This is a genomic window from Salarchaeum sp. III, from assembly GCF_036418315.1.
Lineage (GTDB): Archaea > Halobacteriota > Halobacteria > Halobacteriales > Halobacteriaceae > Salarchaeum.
Genome location: NZ_JAZHPG010000024.1, coordinates 122,519 through 137,429 on the forward strand (window position 1 = coordinate 122,519; position 14,911 = coordinate 137,429).

The 14,911-nt window shown below is 63.7% G+C and carries 19 protein-coding genes; 9 read left to right on the top strand and 10 right to left on the bottom strand.

All coding sequences use genetic code 11. The annotated features are described in order from the left end of the window. Positions 1-39 precede the first annotated feature (39 nt). On the top strand, positions 40-1,095 hold the full coding sequence (locus U3A55_RS07930) for a zinc-dependent alcohol dehydrogenase family protein (protein ID WP_330990950.1): 1,056 nt from the start codon (positions 40-42) through the stop codon (positions 1,093-1,095). Between the two features lie 73 nt (positions 1,096-1,168). Here U3A55_RS07930 and U3A55_RS07935 read toward each other — a convergent pair whose 3' ends face one another. Continuing rightward, positions 1,169-2,035, bottom strand: coding sequence for a COX15/CtaA family protein (locus U3A55_RS07935; protein WP_330990951.1), 867 nt, complete (start codon positions 2,033-2,035; stop codon positions 1,169-1,171). A gap of 115 nt (positions 2,036-2,150) precedes the next feature. Between U3A55_RS07935 and U3A55_RS07940 the strand changes: the two genes are divergently transcribed. After that, complete coding sequence (locus tag U3A55_RS07940) at positions 2,151-4,397, top strand: NADP-dependent malic enzyme (RefSeq protein WP_330990952.1); 2,247 nt, start codon at positions 2,151-2,153, stop codon at positions 4,395-4,397. Between the two features lie 230 nt (positions 4,398-4,627). Here U3A55_RS07940 and U3A55_RS07945 read toward each other — a convergent pair whose 3' ends face one another. Together U3A55_RS07945 and U3A55_RS07950 are read right to left on the bottom strand one after the other, a co-directional pair. Next, positions 4,628-5,236, bottom strand: a complete 609-nt coding sequence (locus U3A55_RS07945) for a ribonuclease H (RefSeq protein WP_330990953.1) — start codon at positions 5,234-5,236, stop codon at positions 4,628-4,630. A gap of 95 nt (positions 5,237-5,331) precedes the next feature. Next, positions 5,332-6,153, bottom strand: coding sequence for a hypothetical protein (locus U3A55_RS07950; protein WP_330990954.1), 822 nt, complete (start codon positions 6,151-6,153; stop codon positions 5,332-5,334). A 188-nt stretch (positions 6,154-6,341) separates the two neighbouring features. Here U3A55_RS07950 and U3A55_RS07955 point away from each other — a divergent pair, with 188 nt between their 5' ends. Continuing rightward, positions 6,342-6,842 carry a CBS domain-containing protein gene (locus U3A55_RS07955; protein ID WP_330990955.1) on the top strand — a complete coding sequence of 167 codons (501 nt, stop codon included), beginning with the start codon at positions 6,342-6,344 and terminating at the stop codon, positions 6,840-6,842. 25 nt (positions 6,843-6,867) lie between these two features. Further along, a complete protein-coding gene (locus U3A55_RS07960) occupies positions 6,868-7,785 on the top strand; it encodes a DMT family transporter (RefSeq protein WP_330990956.1) in 918 nt (305 codons plus the stop codon). Here U3A55_RS07960 and U3A55_RS07965 read toward each other — a convergent pair. Together U3A55_RS07965 and U3A55_RS07970 are read right to left on the bottom strand one after the other, a co-directional pair. Further along, positions 7,772-8,125 carry a type II toxin-antitoxin system PemK/MazF family toxin gene (locus U3A55_RS07965; RefSeq protein WP_330990957.1) on the bottom strand — a complete coding sequence of 118 codons (354 nt, stop codon included), beginning with the start codon at positions 8,123-8,125 and terminating at the stop codon, positions 7,772-7,774. The genes U3A55_RS07960 and U3A55_RS07965 overlap by 14 nt on opposite strands. After that, entirely contained in the window at positions 8,126-8,389 is a 264-nt protein-coding gene (locus U3A55_RS07970; protein WP_330990959.1) for an AbrB/MazE/SpoVT family DNA-binding domain-containing protein, read from the bottom strand. A gap of 165 nt (positions 8,390-8,554) precedes the next feature. On the opposite strand from U3A55_RS07970, the gene U3A55_RS07975 reads away from it, so the two are divergent. Then, positions 8,555-8,812, top strand: coding sequence for a hypothetical protein (locus U3A55_RS07975; RefSeq protein ID WP_227261874.1), 258 nt, complete (start codon positions 8,555-8,557; stop codon positions 8,810-8,812). Between the two features lie 152 nt (positions 8,813-8,964). On the opposite strand, the gene U3A55_RS07980 is transcribed toward U3A55_RS07975, so the two are convergent. The 5 genes from U3A55_RS07980 to U3A55_RS08000 are packed head-to-tail and all read right to left on the bottom strand — an operon-like array spanning position 8,965 to position 10,528. Beyond that, positions 8,965-9,216: a type II toxin-antitoxin system HicA family toxin gene (locus U3A55_RS07980; protein WP_330990960.1), complete on the bottom strand. Its 252-nt coding sequence runs from the start codon at positions 9,214-9,216 to the stop codon at positions 8,965-8,967. Beyond that, entirely contained in the window at positions 9,217-9,471 is a 255-nt protein-coding gene (locus U3A55_RS07985; protein ID WP_330990961.1) for a type II toxin-antitoxin system HicB family antitoxin, read from the bottom strand. Positions 9,472-9,511: 40 nt separating this feature from the next. Continuing rightward, positions 9,512-9,961, bottom strand: coding sequence for an HVO_A0114 family putative DNA-binding protein (locus U3A55_RS07990; RefSeq protein WP_330990962.1), 450 nt, complete (start codon positions 9,959-9,961; stop codon positions 9,512-9,514). Between the two features lie 10 nt (positions 9,962-9,971). Continuing rightward, a complete protein-coding gene (locus U3A55_RS07995; protein ID WP_330990963.1) occupies positions 9,972-10,367 on the bottom strand; it encodes a type II toxin-antitoxin system VapC family toxin in 396 nt (131 codons plus the stop codon). Beyond that, positions 10,364-10,528 (bottom strand): hypothetical protein, encoded by a 165-nt coding sequence (locus tag U3A55_RS08000; protein WP_330990964.1) that lies wholly within the window; start codon positions 10,526-10,528, stop codon positions 10,364-10,366. The genes U3A55_RS07995 and U3A55_RS08000 overlap by 4 nt, the downstream gene beginning before the upstream one ends. A 378-nt stretch (positions 10,529-10,906) precedes the next feature. Here U3A55_RS08000 and U3A55_RS08005 point away from each other — a divergent pair, with 378 nt between their 5' ends. From U3A55_RS08005 to U3A55_RS08020, 4 genes are all read left to right on the top strand, one after another. Beyond that, positions 10,907-13,732 (top strand): DUF7827 domain-containing protein, encoded by a 2,826-nt coding sequence (locus tag U3A55_RS08005; protein ID WP_330990965.1) that lies wholly within the window; start codon positions 10,907-10,909, stop codon positions 13,730-13,732. A 111-nt stretch (positions 13,733-13,843) separates the two neighbouring features. Beyond that, positions 13,844-13,984, top strand: coding sequence for a hypothetical protein (locus U3A55_RS08010; protein ID WP_330990966.1), 141 nt, complete (start codon positions 13,844-13,846; stop codon positions 13,982-13,984). Positions 13,985-14,065: 81 nt separating this feature from the next. After that, positions 14,066-14,392 carry a hypothetical protein gene (locus tag U3A55_RS08015; protein WP_330990967.1) on the top strand — a complete coding sequence of 109 codons (327 nt, stop codon included), beginning with the start codon at positions 14,066-14,068 and terminating at the stop codon, positions 14,390-14,392. 9 nt (positions 14,393-14,401) lie between these two features. Beyond that, the gene (locus U3A55_RS08020) at positions 14,402-14,821 is read left to right on the top strand and encodes a type II toxin-antitoxin system VapC family toxin (protein ID WP_330990968.1); all 420 of its coding nucleotides are present in this window, start codon (positions 14,402-14,404) and stop codon (positions 14,819-14,821) included. Positions 14,822-14,911 lie beyond the last annotated feature (90 nt).

A 14,911-nucleotide genomic window follows, 5' to 3' on the forward strand; every position in this document is an offset into this window, starting at 1 on the left:
CACCGGGAGTGTGAAAACGTTGTGCACGAAGCCAGTAGTATGCGCGCTGCAGTCCTACGCGAGTACGGGGAACCGCTCGACGTGACGGAAGTCGACCGTCCCTCCGTGGCCCCGCACGGGGTCGTGGTCGAGGTGGACGCCTGTGGCGTGTGTCGGAGTGACTGGCACGCGTGGAAGGGCCACGGGGAGTGGGCGGACGACGACGTGCCCAGAGGGCAGATTCTGGGGCACGAACCCGCGGGACGGGTCGTCGAGGTCGGCGACCGGGTGTCCGAGTTCGCGGTGGGCGACGAGGTGGCTGTACCGTTCTGTCTCGGCGACGGGTCGTGTCCGCGGTGTCTGTCCGGGCATGGGAATCGCTGTGAGAACGGGTACGCGCTCGGGTTCGAACCCGCGGTTCCGGGCGCGTTCGCGGAGTACGTCGCGGTGCCGCACGCGGATTACAACGTCACGCACCGCCCCGAATCCGTGTCGGCGCGCGCGGCCGCGGCACTGGGGTGTCGGTTCATGACGGCGTTTCACGCGCTCGCGCACCGCGCGCCGCTCGGCGCGGGCGACTGGGTCGCCGTCCACGGCTGCGGTGGCGTCGGGCTGTCGGCGGTGCAAATCGCAACTGCGCTCGGCGCGCGGGTCGTCGCGGTCGATATCCGCGGAGACGCGCTCGACGCCGCGGAGCGGATGGGCGCGGAGGAGGTCGTAAACGCCGCTGAGGCGGACGCGGCCGAGGAGATTCAGAAACGGGTCGGCGGCGCGCACGTGTCGCTGGACGCGCTCGGGAGCGCGGAGACCTGTCGGGCGTCCGTCGAGAGCCTGCGGTCGGGCGGGACGCACGTCCAGCTCGGCCTCACCACGGACGCGGAGGAGGGCGAGGTGCGCCTGCCGACGGACTACATGACGCGCCACGAACTCTCCTTCCTCGGGTCGCGGGGGATGTCACCGACGAGCTACGACGAACTGTTCGCGCTCATCGACGCAGGAAAAGTGAACCCGGACGCGCTCGTCACGCGCGAACTCTCGCTGGACGAGGTTCCGGAGCGGTTGGCGGCGATGGACGACTACGAAACGACCGGCGTGGAAGTGGTGACGGCGTTCTAGAACGCGCCCGTTTCACGAGCCCGTGCGGAGACGGGACTGGTTCGATGGTTGGCGTGTTCGTCACCGCGTCGCGTCACTCGACGGTCGGACGGGCTTGGTCGCCGCGGCCGGGGTGGGCGCGTGCGGCGACGCCGGCGGCGACGAGCGCGAGCACGGCGGCAGCGTAGGCGGCGAGTTCGACGGGCGTCGTGACGAGCACCAATCCGACCGTGAGCGCGGTCTCGCCGAGGTAGAAGCCGATGGCGGCGCCGGCGGCGGTGCGGGCGCGCGTCGAGAGTCCGCGGTTCCAGCAGAGCGCGGCGAACAGCGCGGCGAACCCGAGGAGGGCGGTGAAGTGGTAGAGCGTCTGGACGGTTGCGGTGTACGTGAGGAGGAGGTCGCGGGCGAGCAGGAGGTGGGCGAGGAACGCGCCCGCGCCGACGGTGAGCGCGGTCCGTGGGGCGTTCGGGCCGATGCGGTCGTCGCGCTGGTACGCCCACGCGGTCGCGGCGACCAGCGCGGCGAAGATCGCGAACGCGGCGATGAAGTGCAGGGACTGCACGGGCGGCGCGTATCCGCCCTCTATGAGGCCGGCGAAGGTGACGGTGGTGCCGCCGAGCACGACCTGGAGCGGGAGGACGAGGAGGGCTGTCCAGCCGGCGCGGCTCGCGTTCGTCCCGGGGAAGCGGTGCTGGAGGACGAGCGCGTTCCCGAGGATGACGAACCCGACCGCCATCGCGACGAACCGGTGGAACCACTCGACGAACTGGGGGAGCGTGAGGCCGAGCGGGGAGAGCTGGCCGGCGCAGCCGGGATAGGTGTTGTTGCAGGTCGCGCCGGCGCCGACGGCGGCCGTGTAGAGGCCGAGGAGGAGGAGGAAGAACGTCACGCCGGTGGTGGCGAGCGCGATTTCCGGGGCGTGGTCGTCCAGCCACGCGACAGCCCGTCGAAGGGAAGCCATAGTCGGTGTTTCTCCGGCGTCCTACTTAGGAACACAGGTCCTGTCTTCGTCGTCTGTCGAATGGGGATTCGACGGGTTCGGGTAGTTTTTTGGCGTTCGGTGTCGGGGGTTCGGTATGGGACTCGACGAGGACGCGTTAGACTACCACCGTGAAGACCCGCCGGGGAAGATAGAGATATCGACGACGAAACCGACGAACACGCAGCGCGACCTCTCGCTCGCGTACTCGCCCGGGGTCGCCGCGCCCTGTGAACGCATCGCCGCGAACCCCGACGACGCCTACCAGTACACGGCGAAGGGGAACCTCGTCGGCGTCGTCTCGAACGGCTCGGCCGTCCTCGGACTGGGCGACATCGGCGCGCAGGCGTCGAAGCCCGTGATGGAGGGCAAGGGCGTGCTGTTCAAGCGGTTCGCGGACATCGACGTGTTCGACATCGAACTCGACCAGAGCGACGCGGAGGACATCGTCACGTCCGTCTCGGCGATGGAGCCGACGTTCGGCGGCATCAACCTGGAGGACATCAAGGCCCCCGAGTGCTTCGTCATCGAGAACAGATTGAGAGAAGAGATGGATATTCCGGTGTTCCACGACGACCAGCACGGGACGGCCATCATCTCGGGTGCGGCGCTTCTGAACGCCGCCGACATCTCCGGGAAGGACCTCGAAGACGTTGAGGTCGTGTTCTCGGGTGCGGGCGCGTCCGCCATCGCGAGCGCACGGTTCTACGTCTCGCTTGGCGTCCGGAAGGAGAACATCACGATGTGCGACTCCTCCGGCCCCATTACGCCCGACCGTGACGACGTGAACGAGTACAAGCAGGAGTTCGCGCGGGAGACCGACGCGGACGACCTCGCGGACGCGATGGCGGGCGCGGACGTGTTCGTCGGCCTCTCCGTCGGCGGTATCGTGAGCGAGGAGATGGTGGCGTCGATGGCGGAGGACCCCATCATCTTCGCGATGGCGAACCCCGACCCCGAAATCGGGTACGACGCGGCGAAGTCCGCGCGCGACGACACGGTCATCATGGCGACCGGGCGCTCGGACTACCCGAACATGGTGAACAACGTCCTCGGGTTCCCGTTCATCTTCCGGGGCGCGCTCGACGTGCGCGCGACGGACATCAACGAGGACATGAAGGTCGCGGCGGCGGAGGCGCTCGCGGACCTCGCGCGCCAGGACGTGCCGGACGCGGTCGTGAAGGCGTACGGCGACCAACCCCTGCAGTTCGGCCCCGAGTACATCATTCCGAAGCCGCTCGACCCCCGCGTGCTGTTCGAGGTCGCGCCCGCGGTCGCTGACGCCGCGATGGAGACCGGGGTCGCCCGCCAGACCGTCGACCTCGAAGCGTACAGAGAACGCCTCGAAGCCCGCCTCGGCAAGAGCCGGGAGATGATGCGGGTCGTCCTGAACAAGGCGAAGAGCGACCCGAAGCGCGTCGCGCTCGCGGAGGGCGACAACGAGAAGATGATTCGCGCGGCCTACCAGCTCCAAGAGGAGGGTATCGCGGACCCCGTGCTGCTCGGCGACCGCGGCACCATCGAGGGCACCGTCGGCGGTCTCGGATTGGACTTCGACCCGGACATCGTGGACCCGGACGAGGGCGACCACGACGCGTACGCGGACCGCCTCCACGAACTCCGCAAGCGCAAGGGTGTGACGCGGAGCGAGGCCGGCGAACTCGTGACGAAGGACTCGAACTACCTCGGGAGCGTGATGGTGGAGGAGGGCGACGCGGACGCGCTCCTCACCGGCCTCACCCACCACTATCCGAGCGCGCTCAAACCGCCGCTCCAGGTTATCGGCACCGCGCCGGACGCGGACTACGTCGCGGGCGTCTATATGCTGACGTTCAAGAACCGGGTCGTGTTCGCCGCGGACACCACCGTGAACCAGGACCCCTCCGAGGAAGTGCTGGCTGAGGTCGCGGAGCACACCGCGAACCTCGCGCGCCGGTTCAACGTCGACCCCCGGGTCGCGATGCTCTCCTACTCGAACTTCGGGAGTGTCGACACCGAGGGGACGCGGAAGGTTCGGGATGCCGCGAAGTCCCTGCGCGAGAACCCCGCCATCGACTTTCCGGTGGACGGCGAGATGCAGGCGGACACCGCCGTTGTCGAGGACATTCTCTCCGGGACGTACGACTTCGCGGAGCTCGAGGAGGCCGCGAACGTCCTCATCTTCCCGAACCTCGAAGCCGGAAACATCGGGTACAAGCTCCTGCAGCGCCTCGGCGGCGCGGACGCCATCGGACCGATGCTCGTCGGCATGGACGAGCCCGTCCACATCCTCCAGCGCGGCGACGAAGTCAAGGACATCGTGAATCTGGCGGGCGTCGCGGTCGTGGACGCACAAGAAGACTAAGCGCGGTTTTTCCTCCAGGTTTTCGGCGAGCGTCGCGGAGCCGAAGGGTCCGCGAGTGAGCCGAAAAAGTGGAAGCGACATCGTGAACCTCGCGGGAGTTGCGGTTGTCGACGCGCAGGAAGACTAACCGCGGTTTTTCCTCCAGCGTCAGCACGAAGCGCTGACTGGCTCCCCCTCGCTCATTGGCGTTCGCTCGCGGGAACAGGTTTTCGGCGATCGTCGCTGGGATGCTAGCGGTTCGCGCGGCTGGGCGGCGGAATCTGGGGTTCCTGTTCGTCGAGGCCGGGGAGGAGGCATTTCGGGCGTTCGTCGTTGACGTGCGCGTACTGGTCGGGGGCGTTCGCGAGGACGTGCGCGGGGTTCCGGCCGCTGGGGAGCGCGGCGGCGCGGAGTTCGGTGAAGGAGGCGACGCGTGCGCGGATGCCGCGCCAGTGGTGGCGGACGCTCGATGGGACGGACACGTCGCGGAGCGGCCGGTAGTCGGGGCCTTTCGCGGCGAGCGCGGCGAGGTTGACGTTCGCGGCGACGTCGTCGTGGTCGACGAGCACGCCGACGCGGGCGTCGCGGGGTGCGCGCGCGGCGAGCACGTCGAGCCCGAGGTGGAGCGCGCGGTACTCGGCGACGTTGTTGTCGGGGACTCGGTCGGGGACGGCGAGGCGGGCGACGCGCTCGCCGCTCCGCGCTTCGATGATGACGCCGAGGCCGCCCGTTCCGTCCACGTACGAGCCGTCGGTGGCGACGTAGAAGTCCCGGTGGTGCGTGTGCGGGGGGTGGGCGATGTGGGGGGTCGGCGCGTCGTCGAAGAGTGTTCTGAGGCTTGAGCGCCCGGCGTGCGCCATACCTCGTGATTGGTGTGATAGAACTTAAACCGTGCGCCGGAGTTAGATAGTCGGAAACCAACGCGTGAAAAGATCCGCCAATAATTATTTTATATCTAACATAGCCCCGACGATATCTTTGGTACTGGAACATCGATGTCCCAGGATAAAGTCATCCCACCAGTCGAAGTGCTTGCGTGCCCTGTTTCCGAACTGACGGTAAGATTGAAGCTATCGTACTGGCAGTTCGTGTTGTCTTGAACATAAAACTCCATGAAGTGACCGACATTATAGACTAGCTTCTCGTCGTAGTCCCAACTGATTCCCCCCTGATTTTCCTCCGATCCGGGCGAGCCGTGCGTATTAGTCAGCGCGTAGAGAATCTCTGCCGCTGGGATAATGATCGGTGCGTATTCCGTCTCGTATGCGGTAATCACCGAGGCGAATAGCGTCTCGAGAGCACTGGGAAAATTAGGATCCCAACCAGTCTCTGACTTCGGCTTCGGACCGCCTCCTAGATACCGCCTGTCGTCGGTATCGAACAGGGTCAAATCCGAGTCGTCTATGTCGACAGTAATCCCGTGTGACGTTATCGGTGTCTGTTGAACACCGGCTCGCGTCCAATCGTCGGTAGTTGCATCGTAAAACCGCGATCTAGCGGTGCCCACAACCCGATACTTGTGTAACTGTTGCCCGAAAGTAGTTTGTTGACCGTAGTATCGTAACTGCCAAGAGTGTTCCAGTCGCCGATAATCGGAAGGTTGCAATCCGTTGTATATTTCATCAGTCGTCATATCGTGGTAGCTACGCGTCCACACAGGATCCGTCTCAGCTGCTGTAGACACACCGGAGAACGCTGTAGCTGAACTGATCGTCCCCACGGTACCTGCGCCCAACAATTTGAGCGCCTTCCTCCGAGAGACCCTATCTTCTCTCATACCCGAAGTATAGGGACACACATATTAATAGATTATGTTCTTATTGATTTGGATATAAACATAATTATCTAGAAGGGAAGGATGTGGCTGGTGTGATACGAGCCGGCAGTCTCGAACGTACCAAGCGTGACAGCGACCACTCAGGTGACCCCGCAACCACTACGTAGCGGGGTCGCGTTCGCTCTTGTATGACACTGCTCGCGCGGGACGTGATGACGGCGGACGTAGAGACTGTGGACGCCGACGACGAGGTCGCGGACGTGCTCGGGAAGCTCTCCCGGCGGAAGTTCAACGGGTTTCCCGTCATGGAGGACGGCGAGCTCGTGGGCGTGGTGACGCAGCGAGACTTCGTGGACCTGTTCGAGCCGAGCGACCGCACGCTCTGGATTCCGGTCGGCCTCCCGCCGTTTTTGGAGACGGTGGAGTACGCGATTGACCTGTCGTGGGACGAGCTCGACGCGGAACTCGATTTGGCGGCGGCCGCCGGGAAGGCTGTCCGCGAGGTGATGACGCAGGACGTGGAGACCGTCAGTCCGGATGCGTCCATCGACGACGTGCTCGACATCCTCGCGACGGACGACCCGAACGTGAACCGGGTGCCCGTGCTGGAGGACGGGGAGCTGGTGGGTATCATCACGCGGGAGGACGTGGTGCGGGCGTTCCGTGACGAGCGCGCATCGAAACCCTAACGCTGTCGTCGGTTCGATTCTCCCTGTGTCCCGGTATCGGAACCTCTCGTTGTTTCTCGTGCTCGCCGCGGCGTGGGGGGCGGCGTTCATGGCTATCAAGGCCGGACTGAGTTACTTCCCGCCCGTGTTGTTCGCGGCGCTCCGGTACGACGTGGCGGGCGTGGTGATGCTCGCGTACGCGTGGTACGCGACCGACCATCCGCGGCCGACGGGGCGGCGGGAGTGGGCGCTCGTCGGGGTGGGTGCGGTGTTCCTCATCGCGGGCTACCACGCGCTGTTGTTCGTCGGGGAGACGAGTCCGGACGTGACGAGCGCGTCCGCCGCCGTGGTGGTGAGCCTGAGTCCCGTCTTGACCACGGGGTTCAGTCGAGTGTTCCTGCCGGAGGAGCGCCTCGCGCCCGCGGGCCTGCTCGGATTACTGCTCGGACTGGTGGGTGTGGTGGTGCTGGCGAACCCCGGAAGCGCGGCGTTCGAGTCCGGTCTGCTGGGGGAGGCGCTGGTGTTCGGCGCGGCGGCGTGCTTCGCGCTCGGGAGCGTGCTCACGAAGTACCTCGACGCCGACCTCCCCATCGAGACGATGGAGGGCTGGTCGATGCTGCTCGGCGCGCTCCTCATGCACGTCGTGAGTCTGAGTATCGGCGAGCCGCTGGCGGTGGAGTGGACGTGGGAGGCCGTCGCGGCGCTCGCCTACCTCTCCCTGGTCGCGTCCGCACTCGGCTTCCTCATCTACTTCGACCTCCTCGACCGGCTCGGCCCCATCGAAATCAACCTCGTGTCGTACGTCGCGCCCATCTTCGCCGCCGTGTCGGGCTTCCTCGTGCTCGGGGAGGCATTGGACGCCACAACGGCCGCCGGGTTCGCCGTTATCTTCCTCGGGTTCTGCCTCCTGAAGCGGGACGCGATACAGGACGAGATTGGGTCGTGGCGGGTCAGGGGGCGGTGAGGCCGAGACTGTATTGGAGTGCGGTGTCGACCTCGCGCATCGTGTCGTCGGGGACGGAACCGACGACCTCGGTGATTCGGTGGTCGATTGAGACGGTGCGGAGCTGGCTGCAGAGCACGACGGCGTCCTCGCGGAGCGCGCACTCGCTCGCGCGCACGAGGACTTCGAAGGGGTAGCGTCGGTCGCCGAACGAGGTCGTGAACGGTGCGACGATAGTCGTCGGGGCGTTCTCGTTTCCGATGTCGTTCTGGAGGACGAGACACGGACGTGTTCCGCGTTGTTCGGAGTCCTTCGTGGGGTCGAGTTCGACGATGGCGATGTCGCCGCGGCGGACGCGCATCTACTCCCACCCGGGGGCGTCGCCGAGTCCGCGGTCGGCTTCGGTGGAGATGTCGTCGAGTTCGTCGGCGAGTCGGCGGTCGCGTTCGGCGCGCTCGCGATAGCCGGCGGCGAGGTCGTCGCGCGTGACGGGGCGTTCGATGACGATGCGGCCGTCCTCCTCACGCACGACCACGTCGTCGCCGCCGCTGAGGTTCAGTCGTTCGCGGAGTTCCTTCGGTATCGTCACCTGTCCGCGCTGGCCGACGCGACGCGTCTCACTCATACGTATTCATATCATATTCGTATACTTCGGTGTTTCGGCGGCCGTCGTCGGGAGTTGTCGTGACGAGCGTTCGGCGTGGCGGAGATGTATCCCTGCGCGGGACGTACTCGTTTTTGTCGCTGGACGGTGCCATTGCTTATTGTGGCCGCGCACGTATCCCCAAATATGTCCACGGATGTCTCCGAGCGTGTGCGCGAAATCGCACGATACAACGAGGAGAACGAATCGGCGGTGATTCAGCAAGCGGTCGAAAAAGGAGTCGACGACCTCTGGCGGGATGTTGTGATTAGCAAGTACCTCACCGGTGAGATTTCCCGCGAGGAGGCCGTCGACGAACTCGGAGCGGATATCGTTCGGGATGTCGATACTGCCGCGAGTGCCATCGAGGACGACGTTTCGTGGGGCCTGAGTAACGAGGGATAGACGAAGTCGCGTATCCGCGCGCTGGAACGGGACACGTCGCTGTACTTCTCGAGGCCGCTTCTGGAACACGCGATTCGGCTCGTGGACACCGAGCTCGACGGGGAGGAGGACAGCCACCGACCTCACGCGTCTGGCGGTTCCGAAACGAGAGGTTAGCAGTTGTCCGCGAACCACGTACACCACGCGTCGAAGTCGTCCGCGCCGCACTGCGCGGCAATGGATCGATAGGTATCCTGGGAGATGTGGTCCGCGTCGGTGAGCGGAACGGTGACGATGCGGACTTCGTCCGTCTCCGGATGCTCGTATCGAAGTTTGACGTGACGCCCGGTTCGCCCGATAGGCCGGTATCGTTTCGAGCGCAGCGCTTTCACGATTTCGCGGCCGGAGAAGTCGGCGTACGTCATTCAGAGCCAGGGCGGTGGCGTCTCGTCCTCGTCGAGTTCGCTGGGTTCGATGTCGAGTTCGCGGAGGAACGCGTCCGGGTCTTCGATGGGTTCACCCCCGCCTTCGTGGAGGAGGAGGGCGTCCGCGAGCATCGCAAGCGCGGCGGCTTTAGAGTCACCGCTCGCGGCGACGCCGGTTTCCAGGTCTCGTGCGGTCACGAGGCCGTTCTCGTAGGTGAATTCGACGCCCGTATCGGTCGCGTCATCGGTCTTCATGGGAGCGTCGTGTACGAGGTCGGGGGTTCTTTCAGGGCTGTCACGGTGTTGCTGTCGCCGTTTTGCCTGTGTCCGTGTCGAACGGGAGGTTGATGACGAGTTCGTCGAACCAGACGACGGGGCGTTTTTTCCGTCCGTCTTCCTCGAAGTACACGATGCCGAGTCGGGCGAGCCGGCTGAGTTCCTCGTGGACGTTCTTCACGTCCCGGTCGACGACTCGTGCGGCGTCGTTGATGCTGGATGGTTCGTCCCGACGGATGGCCTCGATGAGGTCGAGGACGCGAGGGGTCAGGGTCTCCATGAGGGCGTCGTAGCTGGTGAACGAGAGCGTCGGCGTCGAGTCGACTGTTCCCTCGTGTGCGAGCGTGTTGATGTCGTCCGAGACGGTGTCGTGAAACGTCTCAGGTGCGTTCACCGTCACGACGAGGGTCGATGCAGTTCGAAGCTGTTCGCGTTCCAGCGGGTGGAGTGGTGGCGTGGAGTCAGTCATTCGAGGCGATTTAGGGGGAGAGGATTTCTTCGGGGGAGATAGCGCCGTTGTCGAGTAGTTCGCCGTCGAACGTGATAAGCGGCCCGCCCACTTCCTTCGCGGTCGCGAGGATTACGGTATCCATCGTGTAGAGCAACGTCTCTCTCTGGATGGCGTACGCTTCGAGAAGGTCTCCCGTTTCCGGGGCGTAGACGTCTATTCGGTCGAACAAACCGTCGATTAGCTCTTCGACGCGCTCCTGCTCGAACGTCTTCTTTTTCGTTAGGACTGTCCGGTACTCCATCACGTTCAATATCGTGGTCGCGAACTCGTGGTCGGCATCGAGGAGGTCCCGCGCCACCTCACCACGTTCCGGTTCACCGACGGTTGCTGCGATGAGAATATTCGTGTCGACGAAGAGCGTCATTCTCGCTCGCGGAGTTCGCGGACCGATTCAACTGAGTCGATGTCCGAGTCCGGGAGTGCTTCGTAGAGGAACGTCCCGAGCGGGACGGCGGCCTCGTCGTCGCGTTCATCGGTTCCGGTCGATGTCGAATCCACGTTACTGCGATTGGTGACGACTGCCATAGGTCTTACTCGCCCCCCGTACGTCCGGTCGGCGCGCGCGCTGTTGCGGCGTCGCCCATCTCGTCGGCGTCCTCGTAGGTGAATTCGACGCCCGTATCGGTCGCGTCATCGGTCGTCGCGCTCATACATGGTGATACTCGGACGGCGGGAATAAGTGTTCCCCGCCCACGCCAACGAATACCATACTTAAACGAATTTTCGCTGATTCTGCACAAAGCATTTACGCGGCCTGAGACGGCCGTCTGGCCCACGGCAACGATGGTGAAACACACAAAGCATTTAATGGAGGCTACGTAAAGAGTGAGTGTACCCCTACCCATGTGCGTCAGCAAGTACGCAGCGAGCCGAAAGCCGACGTGCGACCCCTAGAAACAAACTATGACAGGAAACAATAAGATTCGCGGCGTGCTCCTCAGCGCGCTGATGGTCATGTCCGTCTTCGCGGGCACCATCGCGTTCGCTGGCGGCGCAGCCGCAGCGGACTCGTTCAACGCAGGCTACGTTTCGGGTGGCCCGGTGGACGAGGCAACGGACAATGCAGGTCCGATTGAGGTATCGTATGAATTCGAAAACATCAGCGCCAATGGCAACACGGACACTCACACCATTACGCTTGACAGTGGTGTAGAGATTGCCAGCAGCAGCCTCAGCGCATCCGACATCGTCATCGTGAACAGCAGCGGGGACTCCCTGCCTGTTGATTCCGGGACGGTCTCGGTCCAAGACAACCAGATTACCTTCGACACCAGCTGGTCCACGTCTGACAACATCAGCAACCCGCCGAACGGTCCAGTTAACGTCACGGTTGACTTTGACGTTAACACTCCGGCCGTCAGCGAGGACACCGATGTGTCTGTGACGGCGTCCGTGACGGACGACAACGGTGACAACATCAACGCCGCGGAAGTCGGTACGTTCACGGTTTCGAACTCCGACCCGTCGAACGACGCTGGTGCGCCGACCTTCCGGAAGGCAACTGTCTACCCGAACCAGAGTGGCTCGGGTAACGTGCTTGAGCTCGCGTTCAGCGAGACCATTGACACGGCAAACAAAGTGATGGTCACCTACGAGGACGGTTCCCACAAGAACTTCTCCTCCCCGACCGAGGACTCCCCGCGAGTCACCGTGTCTGGAAGTGGCCTCAACAGCAGTGTTGACACCGTCACTGTCTACGGCTTTGAGGACAGCGACGAAAACGAACCGACCAGTACTGAGAAGTCCATCACGTTCGCCCCGAACGTCGTTAACCTCGGTGGCGACGGAGTGACCGAGAACGAAGCGTACTCCGGTGCGAACGTCGCAATCTTCAACGACAGCCAGAACACCGACGTAGATGTTAATGGTCCGAGCATCGATGTCACCCGTAGCACGGGCGAAGGCAGCTTCGTCTACGTCCTCAACACGGACGACTTCGAGACCGGTACCTACAACGTCTCTGGCAACAGCACAACCGAGCAGCTCGTTCTGAGCGACCTCGGTCTCGGCATCACCGCCGACTCCACGTCGGTCAACACGAACAACAACGTTACCGGTACGGTCAGCGCTGACGACATCAACCGTAACGTAGTGGTTGAAGCCGTCAACGCTGACGACGACGTCGTTGCCACCCAGACTGTCGAAGTCGACGCTGACGGTCAGGCTAGCTTCGACCTCGGTGCGCTCGCCGCAGGTACCTACACGCTCGTTGCGACTGACGTCAACACGGGCGTAACTGCGGAATCCGAAACGGTTACCGTCACCGAAGCGGCTGACGGCGAAGTCGCGTTCGGTGACGACGGTAGCTACGAAGTCGAACAGGGCAACATCGTCGAGATCCCTGTCGAAATCACTGGCGCAGCCAACACCGCGACTGTCGTTATCGGTAACGACGACGAGTCCGGTTACCAGGCAAACGTCACCGTTGAGGACGGTAACGACGACGGCGTCGTTACGGTTCTCTTCAACACGTACGCGGCCGGCTCCAGCGGTAACGGAACGGTCGTTGACGTGAAGGACGACGACGATAGCCTCGTCAGCTCCTTCAACGCTGGTAGCAGCCAGTCTCAGCTCTCCGACCTCCTCGACACGGGCGACTACAACCTGTACGCGACGGTCGGCACTGACTACGATACCTCCGAGTACAGCAGCACGTTCGAGGAGACCGTTGACAACGCGGACTCCATCGGTACGCTCCTCATTCAGGACCGTGCCACGAACAGCCTCACGCAGTGGACCGCACCTGCCGGTGCGATTGACAGCGACACCACCGTGAGCGACATCGCGGCCGCTGCGGAAGCCGGCTCGCTCACTGAGGACTCCAGCATCGTCCCCTCGGACTTCCTCGTCCAGGAACTCGATGCAACGGGCCTCGAAGGTGTCGTCTCGGCTAACGGCGGTCTCGAGAGCGCGGTCGACAACGGCGACCTCACGGTCGTTGTTGAGCAGACCAACCCCGAGACCAACCGTGACGCCAAGACGGTCAACTTCAGCGCAGATCAGACTGGCGTTCACTTCATCTCGGACGCTGCGAACGACACGTACTACGTGGCCTTCGAGCCCGAGAACGTGAACTTCGACCGTTCGATCGACACGAACGACAACTTCAACGTGACGGCGACGGTCTCCGACGACCGTCTCCTCGGTAGCTCCGAAGCGAGCGCCGAGCAGTCCGTCTACGCTGAATTCGGTCTGACGGAAGGGACGGTCTCCTTCGCTGACTCGGTCAACGTGACCGCGTCCGCGGACCAGACCATCTCCGGTACGTCGACCTACGCGCCCGGTACGGAATTCACCGTGCGTCTCCAGTCCACCTCGGACACCGACCCGGCATTCGTCAAGCGCGCCTCCGTTACGGTTGGCGCTGACGGCAGCTGGTCCGGTACGTACGACTTCACGTCGCCCGAGGGCATCGACGCTGGTGACCAGTACACGGTGACGAACTCCAAGACGGACTCCACGGCGACGGGCAGCGTCGTCGAGTCCACGGGCACGTCGACGACGAGCACGACGTCCACGACGTCCACCACGTCGACGACGTCCACGACGTCCACGACGACGTCCACGACGACCACGTCCGAGCCGACGACTACCACGACGAGTGGCGGTGACACCTCCACGACGGAAGGTGACGACGGCTCGTCCGGTAGCACGCCCGGCTTCGGCGTCGGTCTCGCGCTCGTCGCGGTCCTCGGCGCTGCGCTCCTCGCGCTCCGCCGCGACAACTAAAATAACGACTGACCGCCGGTAGCGGTCTCACGCGGCACTTCTCTTTGTTTTCACTCGGGTAGTGGCGACGCCGACCGAACGATTATCCCTGAATGCGGCGTATCGATGTGCATGACTGAAGACGAGTCGGAGCGTTCGACCGACGAGATGCTGCCCGACGAGCGAGCAGCTATCGTCGAACGGCTTGACGAACTCGACGACACGGAGGGCTTGACGGTTGACGAGGTTGCCGACGACCTCGGCGTGGAGTGAGCGCTGATTCGGGCACTGGCCGCGAGACGGGTTTTGGAGTGCGAAAAACTCTAAGTCGATACGGTACCTATCGGTGGTACAATGAGTTCTGAGACCTCGGTTGCGGACGACGACCGAACGCCGTCACTCGGCGATGTCCTCGACGCGATGACGGCGATTGACGGTCCGGCGGTGACGGCGTCCGAGGTCGGTATCGTTCTCGGGTGTTCGAGTGATACCGCGAGGCGGCGGCTGACGGAACTACTCGAACAGGGGCTAGTGGAGAATCAGCGGAAGGGCGGGCAGCTCCTCTGGTGGCAGCCGGGACGGGAGACTGTCGAATCCCGGGAGGCGGTCGACCGATACAGTCCGGTGGATGGGCCGGAGACGAACGCGCTCGACCTGATCGAGTCGAACGGCGAGGAGTGAGTTAGAGGAATGGTTGCGGTCGTCGATTCGAACATTCTGTACGGGTGGCGAAACGAGAACGACGAACACCACGGGACGGGTGCAGCTATCGTTGACGCCTCGAAACAACCCGGGTTCCCGACGCTTCACGTCCCCCGAGTGATTTACCTGGAGGTCGTCAAGCACGTTCACAACGAACTCGGCTACGAGCGTGCGCTCGAAACAATCGAGATGCTTCGAGACGCACCACAGTTCACAATCATCGACCTCCGGGAAGCGGACTATCGACTCGGCGTCGCCCTATTTCGTCGGCACCGCGAACTGGAGCTCCCCGACGCAGTCGTTGTGGCGTATATGCGTCGAGCGGGTATCGAGTACATCTATTCAGTCGATGATGATTTCGACCGATTCGATGATATGGTTCGACTGAACGCCGCGGTCACTCCGTGACCCACGAGACACCCGTTAACAGTCGAGTCGATAGTGGTCACACCCGCAGCACTCCCATCAGTTTTTCACTCGGTGTAGTGGCAACGCCGT